The sequence below is a fragment of the Streptomyces sp. NPDC086787 genome (assembly GCF_044745865.1).
Classification (GTDB): domain Bacteria; phylum Actinomycetota; class Actinomycetes; order Streptomycetales; family Streptomycetaceae; genus Streptomyces.
The window spans coordinates 12781-29236 of sequence record NZ_JBIVBC010000007.1 but is presented as its reverse complement, the minus strand read 5'-3'; the positions used below and the strand labels follow the sequence as shown (position 1 = coordinate 29236).

15 protein-coding genes are annotated in these 16456 nt (G+C 72.7%); 9 read left to right on the top strand and 6 right to left on the bottom strand.

Annotated elements, in window-relative coordinates:
* The 3 genes from ACIPK3_RS18360 to fxsA all read left to right on the top strand — a co-directional run bounded on the left by ACIPK3_RS18360 (position 1) and on the right by fxsA (position 3633).
* Positions 1 to 1614, top strand: a complete 1614-nt coding sequence (locus ACIPK3_RS18360; protein WP_402570842.1) for an amidohydrolase — start codon at positions 1 to 3, stop codon at positions 1612 to 1614.
* A gap of 562 nt (positions 1615 to 2176) precedes the next feature.
* A complete protein-coding gene (locus tag ACIPK3_RS18355) occupies positions 2177 to 2971 on the top strand; it encodes a polyprenol monophosphomannose synthase (protein ID WP_402570840.1) in 795 nt (264 codons plus the stop codon).
* Positions 2972 to 3054: 83 nt separating this feature from the next.
* Positions 3055 to 3633 (top strand): FxsA family membrane protein, encoded by a 579-nt coding sequence (gene fxsA / locus ACIPK3_RS18350; RefSeq protein ID WP_402570838.1) that lies wholly within the window; start codon positions 3055 to 3057, stop codon positions 3631 to 3633.
* A 78-nt stretch (positions 3634 to 3711) separates the two neighbouring features.
* Here fxsA and ACIPK3_RS18345 read toward each other — a convergent pair whose 3' ends face one another.
* The 4 genes from ACIPK3_RS18345 to ACIPK3_RS18330 form a co-directional block, all read right to left on the bottom strand.
* Positions 3712 to 4086, bottom strand: a complete 375-nt coding sequence (locus ACIPK3_RS18345) for an RNA polymerase-binding protein RbpA (RefSeq protein WP_099500427.1) — start codon at positions 4084 to 4086, stop codon at positions 3712 to 3714.
* A gap of 278 nt (positions 4087 to 4364) precedes the next feature.
* Positions 4365 to 5708 (bottom strand): MFS transporter, encoded by a 1344-nt coding sequence (locus ACIPK3_RS18340; RefSeq protein ID WP_402570836.1) that lies wholly within the window; start codon positions 5706 to 5708, stop codon positions 4365 to 4367.
* Between the two features lie 61 nt (positions 5709 to 5769).
* On the bottom strand, positions 5770 to 6537 hold the full coding sequence (locus tag ACIPK3_RS18335; protein ID WP_402570834.1) for a glycerophosphodiester phosphodiesterase: 768 nt from the start codon (positions 6535 to 6537) through the stop codon (positions 5770 to 5772).
* Positions 6534 to 7226, bottom strand: a complete 693-nt coding sequence (locus tag ACIPK3_RS18330; protein ID WP_402570833.1) for a YitT family protein — start codon at positions 7224 to 7226, stop codon at positions 6534 to 6536. The genes ACIPK3_RS18335 and ACIPK3_RS18330 overlap by 4 nt, the downstream gene beginning before the upstream one ends.
* A 64-nt stretch (positions 7227 to 7290) precedes the next feature.
* On the opposite strand from ACIPK3_RS18330, the gene ACIPK3_RS18325 reads away from it, so the two are divergent.
* The gene (locus ACIPK3_RS18325; RefSeq protein WP_402570831.1) at positions 7291 to 8799 is read left to right on the top strand and encodes a PLP-dependent aminotransferase family protein; all 1509 of its coding nucleotides are present in this window, start codon (positions 7291 to 7293) and stop codon (positions 8797 to 8799) included.
* A 36-nt stretch (positions 8800 to 8835) separates the two neighbouring features.
* Here ACIPK3_RS18325 and ACIPK3_RS18320 read toward each other — a convergent pair whose 3' ends face one another.
* Entirely contained in the window at positions 8836 to 10413 is a 1578-nt protein-coding gene (locus ACIPK3_RS18320; protein WP_402570829.1) for a hypothetical protein, read from the bottom strand.
* 40 nt (positions 10414 to 10453) lie between these two features.
* The gene (locus tag ACIPK3_RS18315) at positions 10454 to 10648 is read right to left on the bottom strand and encodes a hypothetical protein (RefSeq protein WP_235455802.1); all 195 of its coding nucleotides are present in this window, start codon (positions 10646 to 10648) and stop codon (positions 10454 to 10456) included.
* A 339-nt stretch (positions 10649 to 10987) separates the two neighbouring features.
* On the opposite strand from ACIPK3_RS18315, the gene ACIPK3_RS18310 reads away from it, so the two are divergent.
* From ACIPK3_RS18310 to ACIPK3_RS18290, 5 genes are all read left to right on the top strand, one after another.
* Positions 10988 to 11380: an ankyrin repeat domain-containing protein gene (locus ACIPK3_RS18310; RefSeq protein ID WP_402570827.1), complete on the top strand. Its 393-nt coding sequence runs from the start codon at positions 10988 to 10990 to the stop codon at positions 11378 to 11380.
* A 300-nt stretch (positions 11381 to 11680) separates the two neighbouring features.
* Entirely contained in the window at positions 11681 to 13099 is a 1419-nt protein-coding gene (locus tag ACIPK3_RS18305) for a HEAT repeat domain-containing protein (RefSeq protein ID WP_402570826.1), read from the top strand.
* 139 nt (positions 13100 to 13238) lie between these two features.
* Positions 13239 to 14366, top strand: coding sequence for a glycosyltransferase family 4 protein (locus ACIPK3_RS18300; protein WP_402570824.1), 1128 nt, complete (start codon positions 13239 to 13241; stop codon positions 14364 to 14366).
* Between the two features lie 26 nt (positions 14367 to 14392).
* Complete coding sequence (locus ACIPK3_RS18295; protein ID WP_402571385.1) at positions 14393 to 15607, top strand: glycosyltransferase; 1215 nt, start codon at positions 14393 to 14395, stop codon at positions 15605 to 15607.
* Complete coding sequence (locus ACIPK3_RS18290) at positions 15604 to 16452, top strand: SGNH/GDSL hydrolase family protein (RefSeq protein WP_402570822.1); 849 nt, start codon at positions 15604 to 15606, stop codon at positions 16450 to 16452. Before ACIPK3_RS18295 ends, ACIPK3_RS18290 begins: the two co-directional genes overlap by 4 nt.
* Positions 16453 to 16456 lie beyond the last annotated feature (4 nt).

Below are 16456 nucleotides of genomic sequence, written 5' to 3'. Positions count from 1 at the left end.
ATGAGTGAACGCCCCGCCGATCAGAAGACCGTTCTGCTGCGCCGCGGGGAGGTCCACAGCCCCGCCGACCCCTTCGCCACCGCGATGGTCGTGGAACGCGGCCAGGTGGCGTGGGTCGGCTCCGAGGGCGCGGCCGATGCCTTCGCGGACGGCGTCGACGAGGTCATCGACCTGGACGGCGCCCTCGTCACCCCGGCGTTCACCGACGCCCACGTGCACATGACGGCCACCGGCCTGGCCCTGACCGGCCTCGACCTGTCCGGCGCGCCGTCCCTGGAGGCGGCCCTGGCGCTCGTAAGGGACTTCGCCGCCGCCCGCCCCGCCGACCGCGTCCTGCTCGGCCACGGCTGGGACGCCTCCCGCTGGCCCGGCGGCCGTGCCCCGGCCCGCGCGGAACTCGACGAGGCCACGGGCGGACGCCCGCTCTACCTCTCGCGCGCCGACGTTCACTCGGCCGTCGTCACGACGGCCCTGCTGGACCTGGTCCCGGGCCCCGTCACCGGCGAGGACGCCCCCCTCACCGGTGACGAGCACCACGCCGCACGGGCCACCGCGCTCGGCGCCGTGACGCCCACCCAGCGCGCCGAGGCCCAGCGGGCCGCCCTCACCCATGCCGCCTCGCTCGGCATCGGCTCCGTCCACGAGTGCGGCGGCCCCCGGATCTCCTCCGAGGACGACTTCACGGACCTGCTGCGGCTCGCCGCGCAGGTGCCCGGACCCCGGGTGGTCGGCTACTGGGCCGAGCACGGCGAGGAGGGCATCACCAGGGCACGCGAACTGGGCGCGCTCGGCGCCGCCGGTGACCTGTTCGCCGACGGCGCCCTCGGCTCGCACACCGCCTGTCTGCACCAGCCGTACGCGGACGCCGCCCACACCGGCACGCCCTACCTCGACGCGGACGCCGTCGCCGCGCACGTGGTCGCCTGCACCGACGCGGGCCTCCAGGCGGGCTTCCACGCCATCGGGGACGCCGCCGTCACGGCGGTCGTCGACGGCGTCCGGGCCGCCGCCGAGAAGACCGGCCTCGCCCGTGTCCGGGCCGCCCGTCACCGCGTCGAGCATGCCGAGATGCTCACCCCGGAGACCATCGCCGCCTTCGCCGAGCTGGGCCTGACCGCCTCGGTGCAGCCCGCCTTCGACGCCCTGTGGGGCGGCGAGGACGGCATGTACGCCCAGCGGCTGGGCGTGGCGCGGGCGCGGACCCTGAACCCGTTCGCGGCGCTGCTGCGGGCCGGTGTGCCGCTCGCCTTCGGCTCCGACAGCCCGGTCACCCCCCTCGACCCGTGGGGCACGGTCCGGGCGGCCGCCTTCCACCGCACACCCGGGCACCGGATCTCCGTGCGCGCCGCCTTCACCGCGCACACCCGCGGCGGCTGGCGTGCCGTCGGCCGCGACGACGCGGGTGTCCTGGTGCCCGGAGCACCCGCCGACTACGCCGTGTGGCGCACCGGCGCACTGGTGGTCCAGGCCCCCGACGACCGGGTCGCCCGCTGGTCGACCGACCCTCGCTCGGGCACCCCTGGCCTGCCCGATCTGACCCCGGGTGGTGACCTCCCGCTCTGTGTGCGCACGGTGGTGGGCGGCCGGACGGTGTTCGTAGGGCCGGGCGAGTGATCTACCGGGGTGGCGCGGTCGGGATCAGCCGCCGCCGCTCCTTCGTGCGACCTGCGCATCCTCCGCGCTGACCAGCTGTTTGAGGCTGTTTTCGCAGGTGGAACGGGTGTTGACAGCGAACCGGAGGGGGCCGGTAGGTTCGGCCGAGTCCACCACCGGACGCCCGACCGGGGAGCTTCCGCGCACTCGTCGCAGCGCCGCTGAGTCAGGGACGGTGTGCCGCACAGGGGCACTGTCACTGGGAGCCAGGCTCAGCGCCCGCGCCGGCGAGGGAACGTTCCGGCCGGTCGGGAAGGTGTGACCCGGGTGGGGCCCGGACGCTCAGTAGACAACGGCTTTCGGTCGACCCGCAGCCAGCGGGTCCCAGGTCGGCCCGAAGGGCGCCGGGCCCCCATCCGCAGCGCGCGCTGTCATCGCGGCAGCATCACTTGCCACCGTCACTTAAAAGAGTGTTCTTTACCCCGCTCCGGTGTATTCGACACCACCGTAAGCATGAGCCGTCACGTCACCGCAGGCGGCGGCCATTATGGTGGACCCCTGTGTACGACATGAAGGGGCAGCAGTGAACGACGGCGACGGGACCCGTGCGGGACACGCCCAGGGCAGAGAGTTCGGCCCGCTCGGCACCGCCTTGGTGATCATTCCGACCTACAACGAGGCGGAGAACGTCAAGGCCATCGTCGGTCGAGTGCGCAAGGCCGTCCCCGAGGCCCATGTGCTGGTGGCGGACGACAACAGCCCCGACGGCACCGGCAAGCTCGCCGACGAACTGGCCGCCGAGGACGACCACGTCCAGGTGCTGCACCGCAAGGGCAAGGAAGGGCTGGGCGCCGCCTACCTCGCGGGTTTCCGCTGGGGTCTGGACCGCGGTTACGGCGTGCTGATCGAGATGGACGCCGACGGTTCTCACCAGCCCGAGGAACTGCCGCGCCTGCTCACCGCTCTCAAGGGCGCCGACCTGGTGCTCGGCTCCCGCTGGGTGCCCGGCGGCCGGGTCGTGAACTGGCCCAGGTCCCGCGAGTTCCTCTCCCGCGGCGGCAGCACCTACTCCCGCCTCATGCTCGACGTGCCGATCCGTGACGTGACCGGCGGCTACCGGGCGTTCCGCCGGGAGACCCTGGAGGGCCTCGGGCTGGACAAGGTGGCCTCGCAGGGCTACTGCTTCCAGGTCGACCTGGCCCGCCGTGCGGTCCGGGCCGGCTACCACGTGGTCGAGGTGCCCATCACCTTCGTGGAGCGGGAACTGGGCGACTCCAAGATGAGCCGGGACATCGTCGTGGAGGCGCTGTGGCGGGTCACGGCCTGGGGCCTGCGGGAGCGGTTCGGAAAGATCACCAGCCGCGGCACCCGGGCCTAGACACGGCCGGGCAGGGAGACTCCACAGGCCTTCCTGATCGTCCGCTTATCCCGTGCTGAGCCGGGCCCAGGCACACTGGGGGCATGACGACTGGCGCTCCCACCTCTTCGCGTTCCACCCGGCCCCGGCGTTCTCCGCTGCGCAGGTATCTGCCGCTCGGGGTGGCCGCGTGGCTGGTGCTGGAGATCTGGCTGCTGACCCTGGTAGCGGGCGCGGCGGGGGGCTTCACGGTGTTCCTGCTCCTGCTCGCGGGCTTTGTGGCGGGCTCCGTGGTGATCAAGCGGGCCGGGCGGCGCGCCTTCCAGAACCTCAACGAGGCGTTGCAGCGTGGCGGCTCCCCCGACAGTGGCGGCGACGCCCCCGAGAGCGGGCGAGGCAATGGCCTCCTGATGCTCGGCGGCCTGCTGCTGATGATCCCCGGCCTGCTCTCGGACGCGGCCGGTCTGCTGCTCCTGATCCCTCCGGTCCAGAAGGCCGTGAGCCGCTCCGCCGAGCGCGCCTTCGACCGCAGGCTCGGTGGGGCCGCCCCCGGCACCGTGGGCGACGCCTTCCAGCAGGCCAGGATCCACCGCCCCGACGGCAAGATCGTGCAGGGTGAGGTCATCCGGCACGACCGCGAGGAGCCGGGCGACGCCCCGCGGATCAGCCCGTACGGCGCCTGAGCGCGCGAAAACCGCGGGCGCCCCACCTCGTTCGAGGTGGGGCGCCCGCGGTTCTACGTGTTGAGTACCAGTTTCCGGTTATGCGGACTTGCGGCTGTCCCGGGGATGAACCGCGATGTTCATCGCCCCGGAGCGCAGAACGGCCAGCCGCTCCTCGAGGACCTCTTCGAGTTCCTCACGGGTCCGCCGCTCCATCAGCATGTCCCAGTGTGTACGCGCGGGCTTGGCCTTCTTCTCCTCTGGGCCTTCGCCGTCCACGAGGAGTGCCTGGGCACCACAGACCTTGCACTCCCACTCCGGCGGAATCTCCGCCTCGACCGAGAAGGGCATCTCAAAGCGATGTCCCTTCTCGCATGCGTACTCCACGGCCTGGCGCGGGGCCAGGTCGATGCCGCGGTCCGTCTCGTAGCTGGTCACCACGAGGCGCGTACCGCGAAGAGCTCGCTCACTCATGAATCGTGCCTCCCGGGCTTGTCGCCCACAGGACAGGTGTCGCTGTCGTCGTCATCCGGTCAACGTCCGGTCGGCGGTAAAGATTCCCGTTGCGTGTCCCGTTCCGGGTCATGCGTCGCCGTCGTAGCCGCCCCTTGTTGTACCCACCGGCGCCCGGTTTGTCACATCTGTTAGCAGATGTCACCCAGCGTTTCGGTGCCTTTGACGCGCAGTAACGGTACGCCAGGCAGGCCAAAGGCGTACACTACCGCCCTTTCGCGCTGAGTGCTAAATCGGCGCTAGATCTTTTCCGGAACCGTGTTGCCCGCCGCTTCCACCGCCCGCCGTACCGGCACCCTCGCCAGCAGCACGAACCCGATCACGAAGAAGGCGACCAGCGAGACGATCGCGGAGCGGTAGCTTCCGGTGAGCTGGTAGGTCATGCCGAACAGCAGCGGCCCGATCCAGCTCATGCCCCGGTCGCTCAGCTCGTACGCCGAGAAGTACTCGGCCTCCTTGCCGGGCGGGACGAGCTGGGAGAAGAGCGAGCGGGACAGCGCCTGGCTGCCGCCGAGCACCAGTCCGATTCCGGCGGCCAGCACGAAGAACCACACCGGTCTCCCGGCGGGCAGGAAGTACCCCGCCGCCAGCGTCACCGTCCAGGCGACCAGTGAGCCGAGAATCGTGCGCTTGGCGCCGTGCGTCCGGGCCAGCCGCCCCATCGCCAGCGCGCCCGCCACCGCGAGCACCTGCACCAGCAGTACGGCCACGATGAGCGTCGACTGACCGAGACCGAGTTCCTCGGAGCCGTAGACCGAGGCCTGGGAGATCACCGTCTGGATGCCGTCGTTGTAGATCAGGTACGCCAGCAGGAAGGCCAGCGTCAGCGGGTGCCGGCGCATGTCGCGAACGGTCTCCATGAGCTGCCGCGCACCGGACGCGGCGGAGGCCCGCTCCACCGTGGATTCGCGGTCGCGCAGCCGCCGCAGCGGTATCAGGGTGAAAGCGCCCCACCACAGACCGGCCGAGGCCAGGCAGACGCGGACCGCCGCCGACTCGCTCAGGCCGAAGGAGTCGTGCGCCGTGTACAGGACGAGGTTGGCGATCAGTACCAGTGAGCCCGCCGCGTATCCGAAGGCCCAGCCGCGCGAGGAGACCGCGTCACGTTCCTCGGGCGGCGCGATCTGCGGCAGGTAGGAGTTGTAGAGCATCGTGCCCACGGACATCGCCGCGTTGGCGACGATCAGCAGCAGGCCGCCCAGCAGATACCGGTCGCCGTCGAGGAAGAACATGCCGGCGGTCGCGGCCGAGCCGGTGTACGCCGCCGCCGCGAGCAGCGGCTTCTTGCGGCCGGTGCGGTCCGCCACCCCGCCCACCAGCGGCATCACCACGACCGCCACGATCACCGACAGGGACACCGTGTACGCGAAGAAGGAACCCGCCCGGACCGGTATCCCCAGCGGATGCACATAGCCGTCCGCGTCCGCCGCCGACTTGGCGATCGCCGTCAGATAGGGGCCGAGGAACACGGTCAGCACGCTCGTCGAGTAGACGGAGCACGCCCAGTCGTAGAAGTACCAGCCGCGCTGCTCACGCCGCCGTTCGGCCGTTTCGTCGGCCACACGCACGGTCTCGGTGCTCATGCGTGCCCTCGCTTTCCGCAGAAGTGCTGTGCGAAGGCTCGGGCAAGGAGCCCCGGAGCTGTCAGGCCCAGACGCCCCGGTCTTCCATGACCTTGCGCAACGTGTCGATGTGATCGGTCATGATGCCATCGACTCCTGTGTCCAGGAGCCGGTGAATGCGCTCGGGCTCGTTGACCGTCCAGACGTGCACGTGCAGTCCGCGCGCGTGTGCGGCGCGGACGAAGCGCCGGTCGACCACCGGGATGCCCGACTGGCTCTCCGGGACCTGAGCGGCGATCGCCGACCGGCGCACCGACGCGGGCAGGCCCCAGGAGCGCAGCCGCAGGCCGAGCACGCCGCGGCTGCCGAACGAGGTGGCCAGGCGCGGCCCGGCCAGCCGCTGCGCGCGAAGCACGCGTGCCTCGGAGAAGGACCCGACACAGATCCGGTCCCAGGCGTTCGCCCGCTCGATCAGGTCCAGCAGCGGCCGCAGCGCGCTCTCGGCCTTGACGTCGATGTTCCAGCGGACCTCGGGGAAGGTCTCCAGCAGTTCCTCGAACAGCGGGACCGGCTCACGCCCCGCCACTCGTGCCTGCCGCACCTCGTCCCAGGGGAGGTCGGCGATCCGGCCCGCCCCGTCGGTGACCCGGTCGAGGGTGCCGTCGTGGAAGGCGACCAGCTTTCCGTCGGCGGTCGCGTGCACATCCGTCTCGATGTAGCGGTAGCCGAGCTCGACCGCGCGCCGGAACTGGGCCGTGGTGTTCTCCAGGCCGTCGGCGGCGCCGCCCCGGTGGGCGAACGGAATGGGGCCGGGGTGGTCGAGGTACGGATGGCGAATGAGCGTGGTCACGAACGCAGTATCACCCGTGCGGGTGACCCGGTGGCAACGACCGTGCTTCCGCCGGATGCCGAGGGGGCGGCGAACATCCGCAGGAACAACTGGGCGAGCGGGCCGATGGACAGCGCGTACAGCAGGGTGCCGACGCCGACGGTCCCACCGAGGACGAACCCCACGGCCACGACCGTCACCTCGATGCAGGTCCGTATCAGGCGGATGGAGCGGCCGGTACGGCGGTGCAGTCCCGTCATCAGGCCGTCCCGGGGGCCCGGCCCGAAGGCCGCGGAGATGTAGAGGCCGGTGGCCGCGCCGTTCAGCACCACGCCCGCGACCAGCAGGGGGACCCGTACGGCGAGGGCATGCACGTCGGGGAGCAAGGTGAGCGCACCGTCCATGGCGACGCCGATCACCAGGACGTTGGAGACGGTGCCGAGCCCCGGCCGCTGGCGCAGCGGGATCCACAGCAGCAGGATCGCCGCTCCGAGGATGGTCAGCACGATGCCGATGGGCAGGCCGGTGAGCCCGGCCAGGCCCTGGTGCAGCACGTTCCAGGGCTCCAGCCCGAGGCCCGCCTCGACGAGCAGCGCGGAACTCACGCCGTACAGCACGAGCCCCGCGTACAACTTGACCAACCGACTTGCGAAATGACTCCGTGTGGACACGGAACACCCCCCTGGTGTGGTGACAGTGGACTGACTCATGACACCCTGTGGCTTGAGAAGCGATGCCATCCATGGCCAATTCGGGGAAGGTGGACTGATCTTCATGTCGCAGTGGACCTCGGCGGTGGGTGCCGCGCAGCTCGGTCGGCTGCTCACCTCCCAGCAGGACCGCCCGGCGGGCCCCGGCACCCGCCGCCCGCCCGCCTACCGCGCGCTGGCCGACGGCATCCGGCTGCTCGTCCTGGAGGGCCGCGTACCCGTCGCCGCCCGGCTGCCCGCCGAACGGGAACTGGCGATCGCCCTCTCGGTGAGCCGCACCACGGTCGCCGCGGCCTACGAGGCCCTGCGCACCGAGGGTTTCCTGGAGTCCCGTCGGGGCGCCGGCAGCTGGACGGCCGTACCGGCCGGGAACCCGCTGCCCGCGCGGGGCCTCGAACCCCTGCCGCCCGAGGCGCTCGGCTCGATGATCGACCTCGGCTGCGCCGCGCTGCCCGCCCCCGAACCCTGGCTCACCCGGGCCGTCCAGGGAGCCCTGGAGGAACTGCCGCCGTACGCCCACACGCACGGCGACTACCCGGCGGGGCTGCCCGCCCTGCGCGCGATGATCGCCGAGCGGTACACCGCGCGCGGGATCCCCACCATGCCCGAGCAGATCATGGTGACGACCGGCGCGATGGGCGCCATCGACGCCATCTGCCACCTGTTCGCCGGGCGGGGCGAGCGCGTCGCCGTGGAGTCCCCCTCCTACGCGAACATCCTCCAGCTGATGAGGGAAACGGGCGCCCGCCTGGTTCCGGTCGCGATGGCCGAGGGGCTGACCGGCTGGGACATGGACCGCTGGCGGCAGGTGCTGCGCGAGGCCGCGCCCCGGATCGCCTATGTGGTCGCCGACTTCCACAACCCCACGGGCGCGCTGGCGGACGACGACCAGCGGCGGAGGCTGGTGGACGCGGCGCGCTCCGCCGGGACCGTGCTCGTCGCCGACGAGACCATGAGCGAGCTCTGGCTGGACGAGAGCCTCGACCGCGGCGCGATGCCCCGCCCGGTGTGCGGCTTCGATCCGGCGGGGTCGACCGTCGTCACGGTCGGCTCGGCGAGCAAGGCGTTCTGGGCGGGACTGCGCATCGGCTGGGTGCGCGCCGCCCCGGATGTGATCCGCAGCCTGGTCGCCGCACGCGCCTACGCCGATCTGGGCACCCCCGTGCTGGAACAGCTGGCGGTCAACTGGCTGTTCAGCACGGGCGGGTGGGAGGAGGCGGTGGATCTGCGCCGCGTCCAGGCGCGGGAGAACCGGGACGCCCTGGTGGCGGCGGTACGGCGGGAACTGCCGGACTGGGAGTTCCAGGTACCGGCGGGTGGCCTCACGCTGTGGGTGCGGGCGGGCGGCCTGTCCGGCTCCCGGCTCGCGGAGGTCGGGGAACGGGTCGGCGTCCGGGTGCCTTCCGGCCCCCGCTTCGGTGTCGACGGCGCCTTCGAGGGGTATGTGCGGCTGCCGTTCACCGTGGGGGGCGCGGTGGCGGACGAGGCCGCGGCCCGGCTGGCCGCGGCGGCCCGGCTGGTGGAGACGGGGGCGACCGCGGCGACGGAGGCACCGCGGACGTTCGTGGCGTAGTCGCCGGGCCGCCGTGGGCGTGCCCGTGCGTCTCGCTCAGGCGCTCTCCGCTCCGACGGCGTCCGCGACCACCGGTGCGGCCTCGACCGGGTCCGCGTCCGCGGGCGTGGTCCGGGGCGGAAGCAGTGCGAGCACCGCCTGCCGGTCGGCGTCGCTCACCGCGTCGTCGTACGGATCCGGGGTGGACGGCACCTGGAGCCGGTGGACCGGCCCACCGCCCAGTCGCGCGTACCCGCGACCGGGCGGGACGTGGGTGAGCGGGGTGGTGTGCGGCGGCGCGCCGAGCACCGCCTCCAACTGCCCCGGCGTCGCGGGGCCGAGCACGACCCGCGCGCGGGTGTGCTGCCGTACGGCGTCGCCCAGGGCGTCCACCCCGTCGAACTGCTCGGCCACCACCACGGTCACGCCCGCCGCGCGTCCGTGCCGCAGCGGGATCTGGAGCAGGTCCTGGGGATCCTTGCACCCTTCGGCGGTGGCCAGGTGGGTGAAGACGCTCGGCCGGTCCAGGAGGATCCACAGCGGCCGTCTGGTGTCGTCCGGCGGCGGATGCCCCTCCTGCCGGGCCTGGTTGGCGGCGATGAGCCGGCGCTCGGTCTCGTGCGCGGCCCATTCCAGGCTGGCCAGTGCCCCGGTCAGCCCGCACTCGACGCCCAGGACCCCGTCCCGGCCGGTCAGGCAGGCGTACTCGCCGGTGCCGGAGCCCTCCACGACCAGCACGTCGCCGTACTGGAGCGCCTGGAGGGCGACGCAGCGCAGCAGCGTCGAGGCTCCGCTGCCCGGCTGCCCCATGACCAGTAGGTGCGGTTCGGTGGAACGGACGCCGGTACGCCAGACGACCGGCGGCACGTCGCGCTGCTCCTCGCCGTAGGCGAGCGGCAGCGTGCGCTGGACCTCGGTGGGATCGGTGAAGCCGAGGACCGTCTCGCCCGGCGCGGTCACGAAGCGCTGGACAACGATGTCGGTGGGCAGGGGAGTGAGGACGCCGACCGTGAGCAGGTTGGCCTCCTCGTCCCAGCCGAAGTGGTACTCGCGGCCGCGCCCCGCCTTCGCGGCGAGCAGGTGCTCGATCCGCGCGCGCTCCTCGGCCTCGCCGTCCGGGAAGTACGCCGGGTAGCGGATCACCAGGTGGGACACCCGGCCCGCGTCGTCGAACTCGACCGAGGTGAGGGACTTCTCCCAGTCTCCGCCGTGGGCGTACAGCGGTGCCGGGTCCTCGGGGGCCGAGAAGTAGGGCACCAGGGCCTCGTACAGCGCCCTCAGCCGCTCCGCCTGGGACTCGTCGGGTCCCTCGGGTGCCGGCTCGGCACGGTCCCGGCCGTGCCAGGCTGCCGCCGCCATCAGCGAGATGACGGCGAGCAGCGGTCCGTACGGCACCATCACCACGACCAGGACGACCGAGGCCGCCATGAAAAGCAGCGGTCCGCGCTTGTCCTTGGGCGTGTCCGCCCACTTGCGCCGCCCGGCCAGGGCCAGCCGGCGCAGTCCGCGGGTGACGGTGATCAGCGGTTGGAGCACGTCGGTGGCGCTGTCGGCCGCCGTCCGGGCCATCTCCCGGCCGCGGGCGATCTGTGCGCTGCCGTTGCTCAGGATGCGGGGGAGGGGGCGCCGGGCCACTGCTGTCTCCTGTTGGTGCGTACGGGCGGGAGGGGCGACGTCAGAACTTGATGCCGCCGAGCAGGCTCGCCAGGCTCTCGCCGCCCGCCTTGATGCTCGGCGCGATGGCAGTGCTGGCGAGGTAGAAGCCGAACAGCGATGAGACACAGGCGTGCGATGCCTTGAGGCCGTCTTTCCGGAAGAAGAGGAAGACGATGATGCCGAGCAGGACGACGCCTGACATGGAGAGAATCATTTGAGGTCTCCTGGTGTCGAGGGGGGACAGTCACCATGAGTTCTTCCAGGATCACAGCATGTATCCATACGACAAAAGGTGCAACTGGGTGGATTTCCTTGGTTTTCCCTCGATCGGCGGAAGCATGAGGGCCTGGTGGAGCAGGCGGCCGGTCACCCGGTGAAGGGCGCTCTTGCGTCCAGCGGCCGCTGGGGTGATCTTTACCTCGGTCACATCGGGTCATGTCCCGTGTGAGCCAGTACGCTGGCGATTCACTCGTACGGCGGGCAGAGCCGCCCGCCGTACCGGGCAATCCGGCTCCCCAGGAGCCCCGAACGTGCAGGAGAGGCGGTCCGGCGGATGACTGAAGCCCCCGACCCGGAGGTCGTGGAGCTGGCGACCAAGATCTTCGACCTGGCCCGGCAGGGGCAGGCCGAGGCCCTTGTCGCGTACGTCGACGCGGGCGTTCCGGCCAACCTCACCAACGACCGGGGCGACTGCCTGGTGATGCTCGCCGCGTATCACGGCCACGCCGAGGCGGTGCGCGCGCTGCTCGCCCGGGGTGCCGAGGCGGACCGGGTGAACGACCGGGGTCAAACTCCGCTAGCCGGGGCGGTGTTCAAGGGCGAACAAGAAGTGATCAAGGTATTGCTGGAGGCCGGGGCGGACCCCTCGGCGGGTACTCCGTCCGCCATTGACACCGCCCGGATGTTCGACAAGAAGGAACTTCTGGAATTGTTCGGAGCATGCTGATCCGAACGTCCTGACCAGGAACGACACGGAAAAACGGGGGAGGCGGTAAGGGCCGCCGGAAATACGGTCGCGGCAGCGGAAACCCGCGAGTCATGATGTCGATGTGATTCACGGACATCATGGCTGGGCAGGTGTTGCCGCACCGCGCGGACCGTGATGCGGTCCGCCTGGGCCACAGACGAGAGGCAGAGGAAATGATTTGCAGCAAGCAAGAGACGGCGGGCGCCCCGACGTTGTGTCACGCGGCCAGGTAGTGCGTGTTCCCCGGTTGCGTCGACGCTTGATGTGAGGCATTTTCCTATGTTCGATCCGGTCATAGCGCCCAGCGGTACGCTGCTCGGCCTGCTCCAGCGCGGCCGCGGTGACGGCACGCTGCACGCGCTCACCGCCCCGCGCGCCGAAGCGCTCGCGGCACTCAACCACTGTGTGCTGAGCGACCCCCGCCACGACTGGCAGGTGGAGAACCGCTCCCTCTACTACGCCCGGCTCTACCTCGACCTGAACGGCGAGCTGGACGCCATCGAGGCGCACCTCTTCGACCCCGAGGACGTGCTCGACACCGACGAGTCCCGCACGGGCCTCGCCCTCGCCGTCCTCGGGCACCTCGCCTCCTACGGCAGGCGGGACGCCCTCGCGCTGCTGCGCCGCTACGCGGCCCTGGGCGCCAACTGGGCCTGGGCGCTCGACGAACTCGCACTGCGGGACGACGACGCGGCCCTGCGCGCCCTGGCCGCACCCGTGCTGGCCCGCTTCGGCACCGACGCCGAGGGCGAGGCGCAGCTGGCCGCGGCCGTCCGCGACGCCTTCGAGCCGCGCCCCTGGCGGCTGTGGGCCGAGGACCCGCGCGAACCCATCGCCACCCGAGTCCGCACAGCCCATGAGGCCGGCTGCTTCGACCGCTGGCAGCGGCAGATGCGCCCCAGTGGCCCCCGCCCCGGGTGGAGCGTGCGAGCGGTCTTCGAGTGGGCACAGCAGGGCATCGAACGCGGCGCCGCCCTGCATGTGCCGGCCGCCCGGTGCCTCGCGGCCGTCGCGGGCCCCGAGGACCGGCCGGAGATCGTCCGGGCCGCCCAGGACGGCACCGACGGAGCCCGCTGCACCGCGTTGCGCTACCTCGCCGACAGCAACGACCCCGACGCCCTCGAGCTGATCGAGGCCGCCGTCACCGACGGCACGGCACTCGTCGTGGAAGCCGCCGTCGACGCCTTCGAGCGGATGCGCTCCGTCGCCGCCGTGGACCGGGCCCGCGGCTGGGCCCGCCGGCCCGACGCGCTCGGCGCCTCCGCCGGACGGATGCTCGCCTGCCGCGGCGGCGCCCAGGACAAGGACCTCGTCCTCGGTGCCCTGCGCGAGGCCGTACGGGGCGAGGGCCCCGACGCGCCGACCCTGTGGACCCTCGTGGACGGCACCGGACGCCTCGGCATCGCCTGCGCGGCTCCCGTGCTGCGCCACATCTACCGGGAGACGGCCTCCTCGCACCTGCGCGGCCGCGCCGCCCGTGCCCTGGCCGCCACCGACCCCTCCTTCCCCGTCGGCTTCGCCGTCGAGTGCCTGTGGGACTGCGAGGAGACCACCCGCGAACTCGCCGCCCGGCACGCCGAGACCGGTGACAACCGGGTCGTGGAGCGGCTGCGCCGCCTCGCCGCCGATCCGGCGGAGGAGGACGAGGTCCAGACAGCCGTCCGCAGCCGGATCTCACCCGAAGGGCATGTCTCGTGAACACCGGGTGACTCGCGGGTCAGGAGGGCATGGACACGGTCTGACCTGCTCGGGTGTGCAGCACAACGCTCACGGGACGTTCCTCGTCCGGAAAGATCCAAGTTGACGCGGCCACGTCCGGCACGGCGAGAACACCCCTATGCGTGTCGTCATCGTGACCGAATCCTTTCCCCCCGATGTGAACGGCGTGGCCCACTGCGCGCTCCAGACCGCCCGGCACCTCGTCGATCGCGGTCACGCTCCCCTCGTCGTCGCCCCGGCTCCCGCCCCCGGCGTCCGGCCCGACGCTTCCGCGCCGTGCCCCGTCGTTCACGTCCCCTCCCTCCCGCTCCCGGGCTACCCCCAGGTCCGCGTCGCCCTCCCCAGCCGACGTCTCGCCGCGGCCATCGCCGACCACCGCGCCGACCTGGTCCACCTGGCCAGCCCCTTCGTCCTCGGCGTGCGCGGCATGGCCGCCGCCGCCCGGCACGGCATCCCGGCCGTGGCCGTCTACCAGACCGACCTCGCCGGCTACGCCCGCACCTACATGGGCGCCGGCGAGGCGGCGGCCTGGCGCCGTATCCGCTCCGTGCACTCCGCCGCCGACCTCACCCTCGCCCCCTCCAGCGTCGCCCAGCACGACCTGGAGGCGCACGGGGTGCCCCGGGTCAGGCTGTGGGCGCGCGGCGTCGACACCGTACGGTTCCGCCCCGGCCACCGGGACGAGGCACTGCGCCGCGAACTCGCCCCGAACGGAGAGCTGATCGTCGGCTACGTCGGCCGGCTCGCCCCCGAGAAGCAGGTCGAACTGCTGGCCGGAGTCTCCGGCCTTCCGGGCGTGCGGCTCGTGGTGGTCGGCGACGGCCCCAGCCACGCCCACCTGACCGAGACCCTGCCCGGCGCGGTCTTCCTGGGCCGTCGCACCGGCGACGAACTCGCCCGGATCTTCGCCTCGCTGGACGTCTTCGCGCACACCGGCCCCTTCGAGACCTTCTGCCAGACCGTCCAGGAGGCCATGGCCAGCGGCGTCCCGGTGATCGCACCCGCCGCCGGCGGCCCGCTCGACCTCGTGGACCACGGCCGCACCGGATTCCTGGTGCCCCCGCGCGACGGCGACGCCGTACGGGACGCCGTACGCGCCCTGGCCGCCGATCCCGCGTTGCGGGCCGCCTTCGGCACCGCGGCGCGTACGACGGTCGAGGGACGCACCTGGGCCGTCATCGGTGACCAGCTGATCGCGCACTACGGCGACGTGCTCGCCGCGCGCCGGACGGTGGTGGCGGCATGAAACCCGACCCGGACGGTGGTGGCGCCATGAACGCCGAACTCCCCGGCTCCGCACGCCCCCTGCGCATCGTGCGGCTGGCCAACTTCGTCGCCCCCGCCTCCGGCGGTCTGCGCACCGCGCTGCGCGAGCTGGGCAAGGGTTACCTGGCCGCCGGCCACGAACCCGTACTGATCGTGCCGGGCGAGCGGCACACCGACCAGGACACCGAGCAGGGCCGCGTCATCACCCTGCCCGGCCCGCTGCTGCCCGGCACCGGCGGCTACCGGGTCCTCACCGACAGGCGGCGCGTCGCCGCGCTCCTGGCGGAACTCGCTCCCGACCGTCTGGAGGTGTCAGACCGCACCACACTGCGCTGGACCGGCCGCTGGGCGCGACGCGCCCGGGTCCCCGCCGTGATGGTGTCCCACGAGACCGCCGACGGTGTGCTGCGCACCTGGGGACTGCCGGAGTACCTCGCCCACCGCGCCGCCGACTCCCTCAACATCCGTACGGCCCACACCTACGCGCGCGTGGTGTGCACCACCGAGTTCGCCGAGCGGGAGTTCGTCCGGATCGGCGCGCGCAACGTCGTACGGGCCCCGCTGGGCGTCGACGTGACGGAGCGGCATCCCACCCTGCGGGATCCGGCGCTGCGCGCCCGGCACGCGCGCGTGGACGAGGTGCTGCTCGTGATGTGCTCGCGGCTGTCCGTGGAGAAGCGGCCCGGCACCGCGCTGGACGCGCTGGACGCGCTGCTGCGGCGCGGGCGGCGGGCGGTGCTCGTGGTCGCCGGGGACGGGCCGCTGCGGGCCCGGCTCGAACAGCGGGCACGCGAACGGGCCCTGCCGGTCACCTTCCTCGGGCATGTCTCCGACCGTGCCGAGCTGGGTGCGCTCCAGGCGTCGGCCGATGTGAGCCTGGCGCCCGGACCGGCCGAGACGTTCGGACTCGCCGCGCTGGAGGCCCTGGCCTGCGGGACCCCGGTGGTGGCGAGCGCGTCGTCCGCGCTGTCCGAGGTGATCGGGTCCGCGGGAGCCACCGCCGCCGACCACGGGGACGCCTTCGCGGACGCCGTCGAGTCGATCCTGGGGCGGTCCGAGGCCCGGCGGCGCGAGTCGGCACGCGCGCGTGCCGAGTGCTTCGGCTGGGGCACGGCCGTGGAGGCCTTCCTCGCGGCCCATGACGCGACGGTGCTGTCCCGTCGCAACGGCGACGGCACGACGGTACCGGTCCGTCGTATCGTCCCGGAGGGCGTCATATGAGACCCGTCCGCTTCGTGGCCCTCGGGGACTCTTTGACCCAGGGCGTGGGCGACCCGGCCGACGACGGGTGGCGCGGCTGGGCCGCACTTCTGGCCGAGGGCCTCACCGCCGCACCGGCCGACTTCACCAACCTCGCCGTCAGCGGGGCACAGACCCGGGACGTCGTGGAACGCCAGACCCCGGCGGCCCTGGAGCTGCGCCCGGACATGGCGTCCGTGGTCATCGGCGTCAACGACACCCTGCGCTGCACCTTCGACATCCACGCGGTGGCGGCGCGGCTCGACGAGGCCTACGCGGCGCTCACCGGCCAGGGCGCGATCCTGCTCACCGCGTGCCTGCCCGACCCGGGCGCGATGCTCGGCCTGCCCGGCGCCCTGGCCAGGCCGCTGGCCCGGCGGCAGCGAGCGGTCAACACCGTGGTCCACGCCCTCTCCGAGCGGTACGGCGCGGTCCACCTGCACGCGGCCGAGGGCGCCTGGCTCACCGACCGCGCCATGTGGAGCGCCGACCGGCTGCATCCCGGCGAGCGCGGCCACCGGCAGTTCGCCGTGCGCTTCCACGCGTTGCTCGCCGACTCGGGTCTCGCGACCGGTTCCGCGCCCTCCGCGGAGCCGGAGTTCCCGGGGCCCACCCGGTCGGCCGGCCTGTGGTGGCTCGCCACCGCGGGCACGGCGTGGGTGCTGAGGCGCTGCCGGGACCTGCTCCCGCAGCTGTTGGGGCTGGCCCTGGACGAGATACGGCACCGCGCGCGGGGCACCAGCGCCCGCCTCGACCTCAGGGCCTCCGCCGCCGTTTCGGCCGCGCTGGCCGCCCTGTCCGTGGCGGACCGGCCGGACGTGGCGTGAGCGC

Bases quoted from the DNA above. Each gene is read 5' to 3' on its own strand.
- ACIPK3_RS18360 (WP_402570842.1), top strand. From the start codon at position 1: ATGAGTGAACGCCCCGCCGATCAGAAGACCGTTCTGCTGCGCCGCGGG.
- fxsA (WP_402570838.1), top strand. From the start codon at position 3,055: ATGACGACTGGCGCTCCCACCTCTTCGCGTTCCACCCGGCCCCGGCGT.
- ACIPK3_RS18345 (WP_099500427.1), bottom strand. From the start codon at position 4,086: ATGAGTGAGCGAGCTCTTCGCGGTACGCGCCTCGTGGTGACCAGCTAC.
- ACIPK3_RS18340 (WP_402570836.1), bottom strand. From the start codon at position 5,708: ATGAGCACCGAGACCGTGCGTGTGGCCGACGAAACGGCCGAACGGCGG.
- ACIPK3_RS18330 (WP_402570833.1), bottom strand. From the start codon at position 7,226: ATGAGTCAGTCCACTGTCACCACACCAGGGGGGTGTTCCGTGTCCACA.
- ACIPK3_RS18325 (WP_402570831.1), top strand. From the start codon at position 7,291: ATGTCGCAGTGGACCTCGGCGGTGGGTGCCGCGCAGCTCGGTCGGCTG.
- ACIPK3_RS18315 (WP_235455802.1), bottom strand. From the start codon at position 10,648: ATGATTCTCTCCATGTCAGGCGTCGTCCTGCTCGGCATCATCGTCTTC.
- ACIPK3_RS18310 (WP_402570827.1), top strand. From the start codon at position 10,988: ATGACTGAAGCCCCCGACCCGGAGGTCGTGGAGCTGGCGACCAAGATC.
- ACIPK3_RS18305 (WP_402570826.1), top strand. From the start codon at position 11,681: ATGTTCGATCCGGTCATAGCGCCCAGCGGTACGCTGCTCGGCCTGCTC.
- ACIPK3_RS18300 (WP_402570824.1), top strand. From the start codon at position 13,239: ATGCGTGTCGTCATCGTGACCGAATCCTTTCCCCCCGATGTGAACGGC.
- ACIPK3_RS18295 (WP_402571385.1), top strand. From the start codon at position 14,393: ATGAACGCCGAACTCCCCGGCTCCGCACGCCCCCTGCGCATCGTGCGG.
- ACIPK3_RS18290 (WP_402570822.1), top strand. From the start codon at position 15,604: ATGAGACCCGTCCGCTTCGTGGCCCTCGGGGACTCTTTGACCCAGGGC.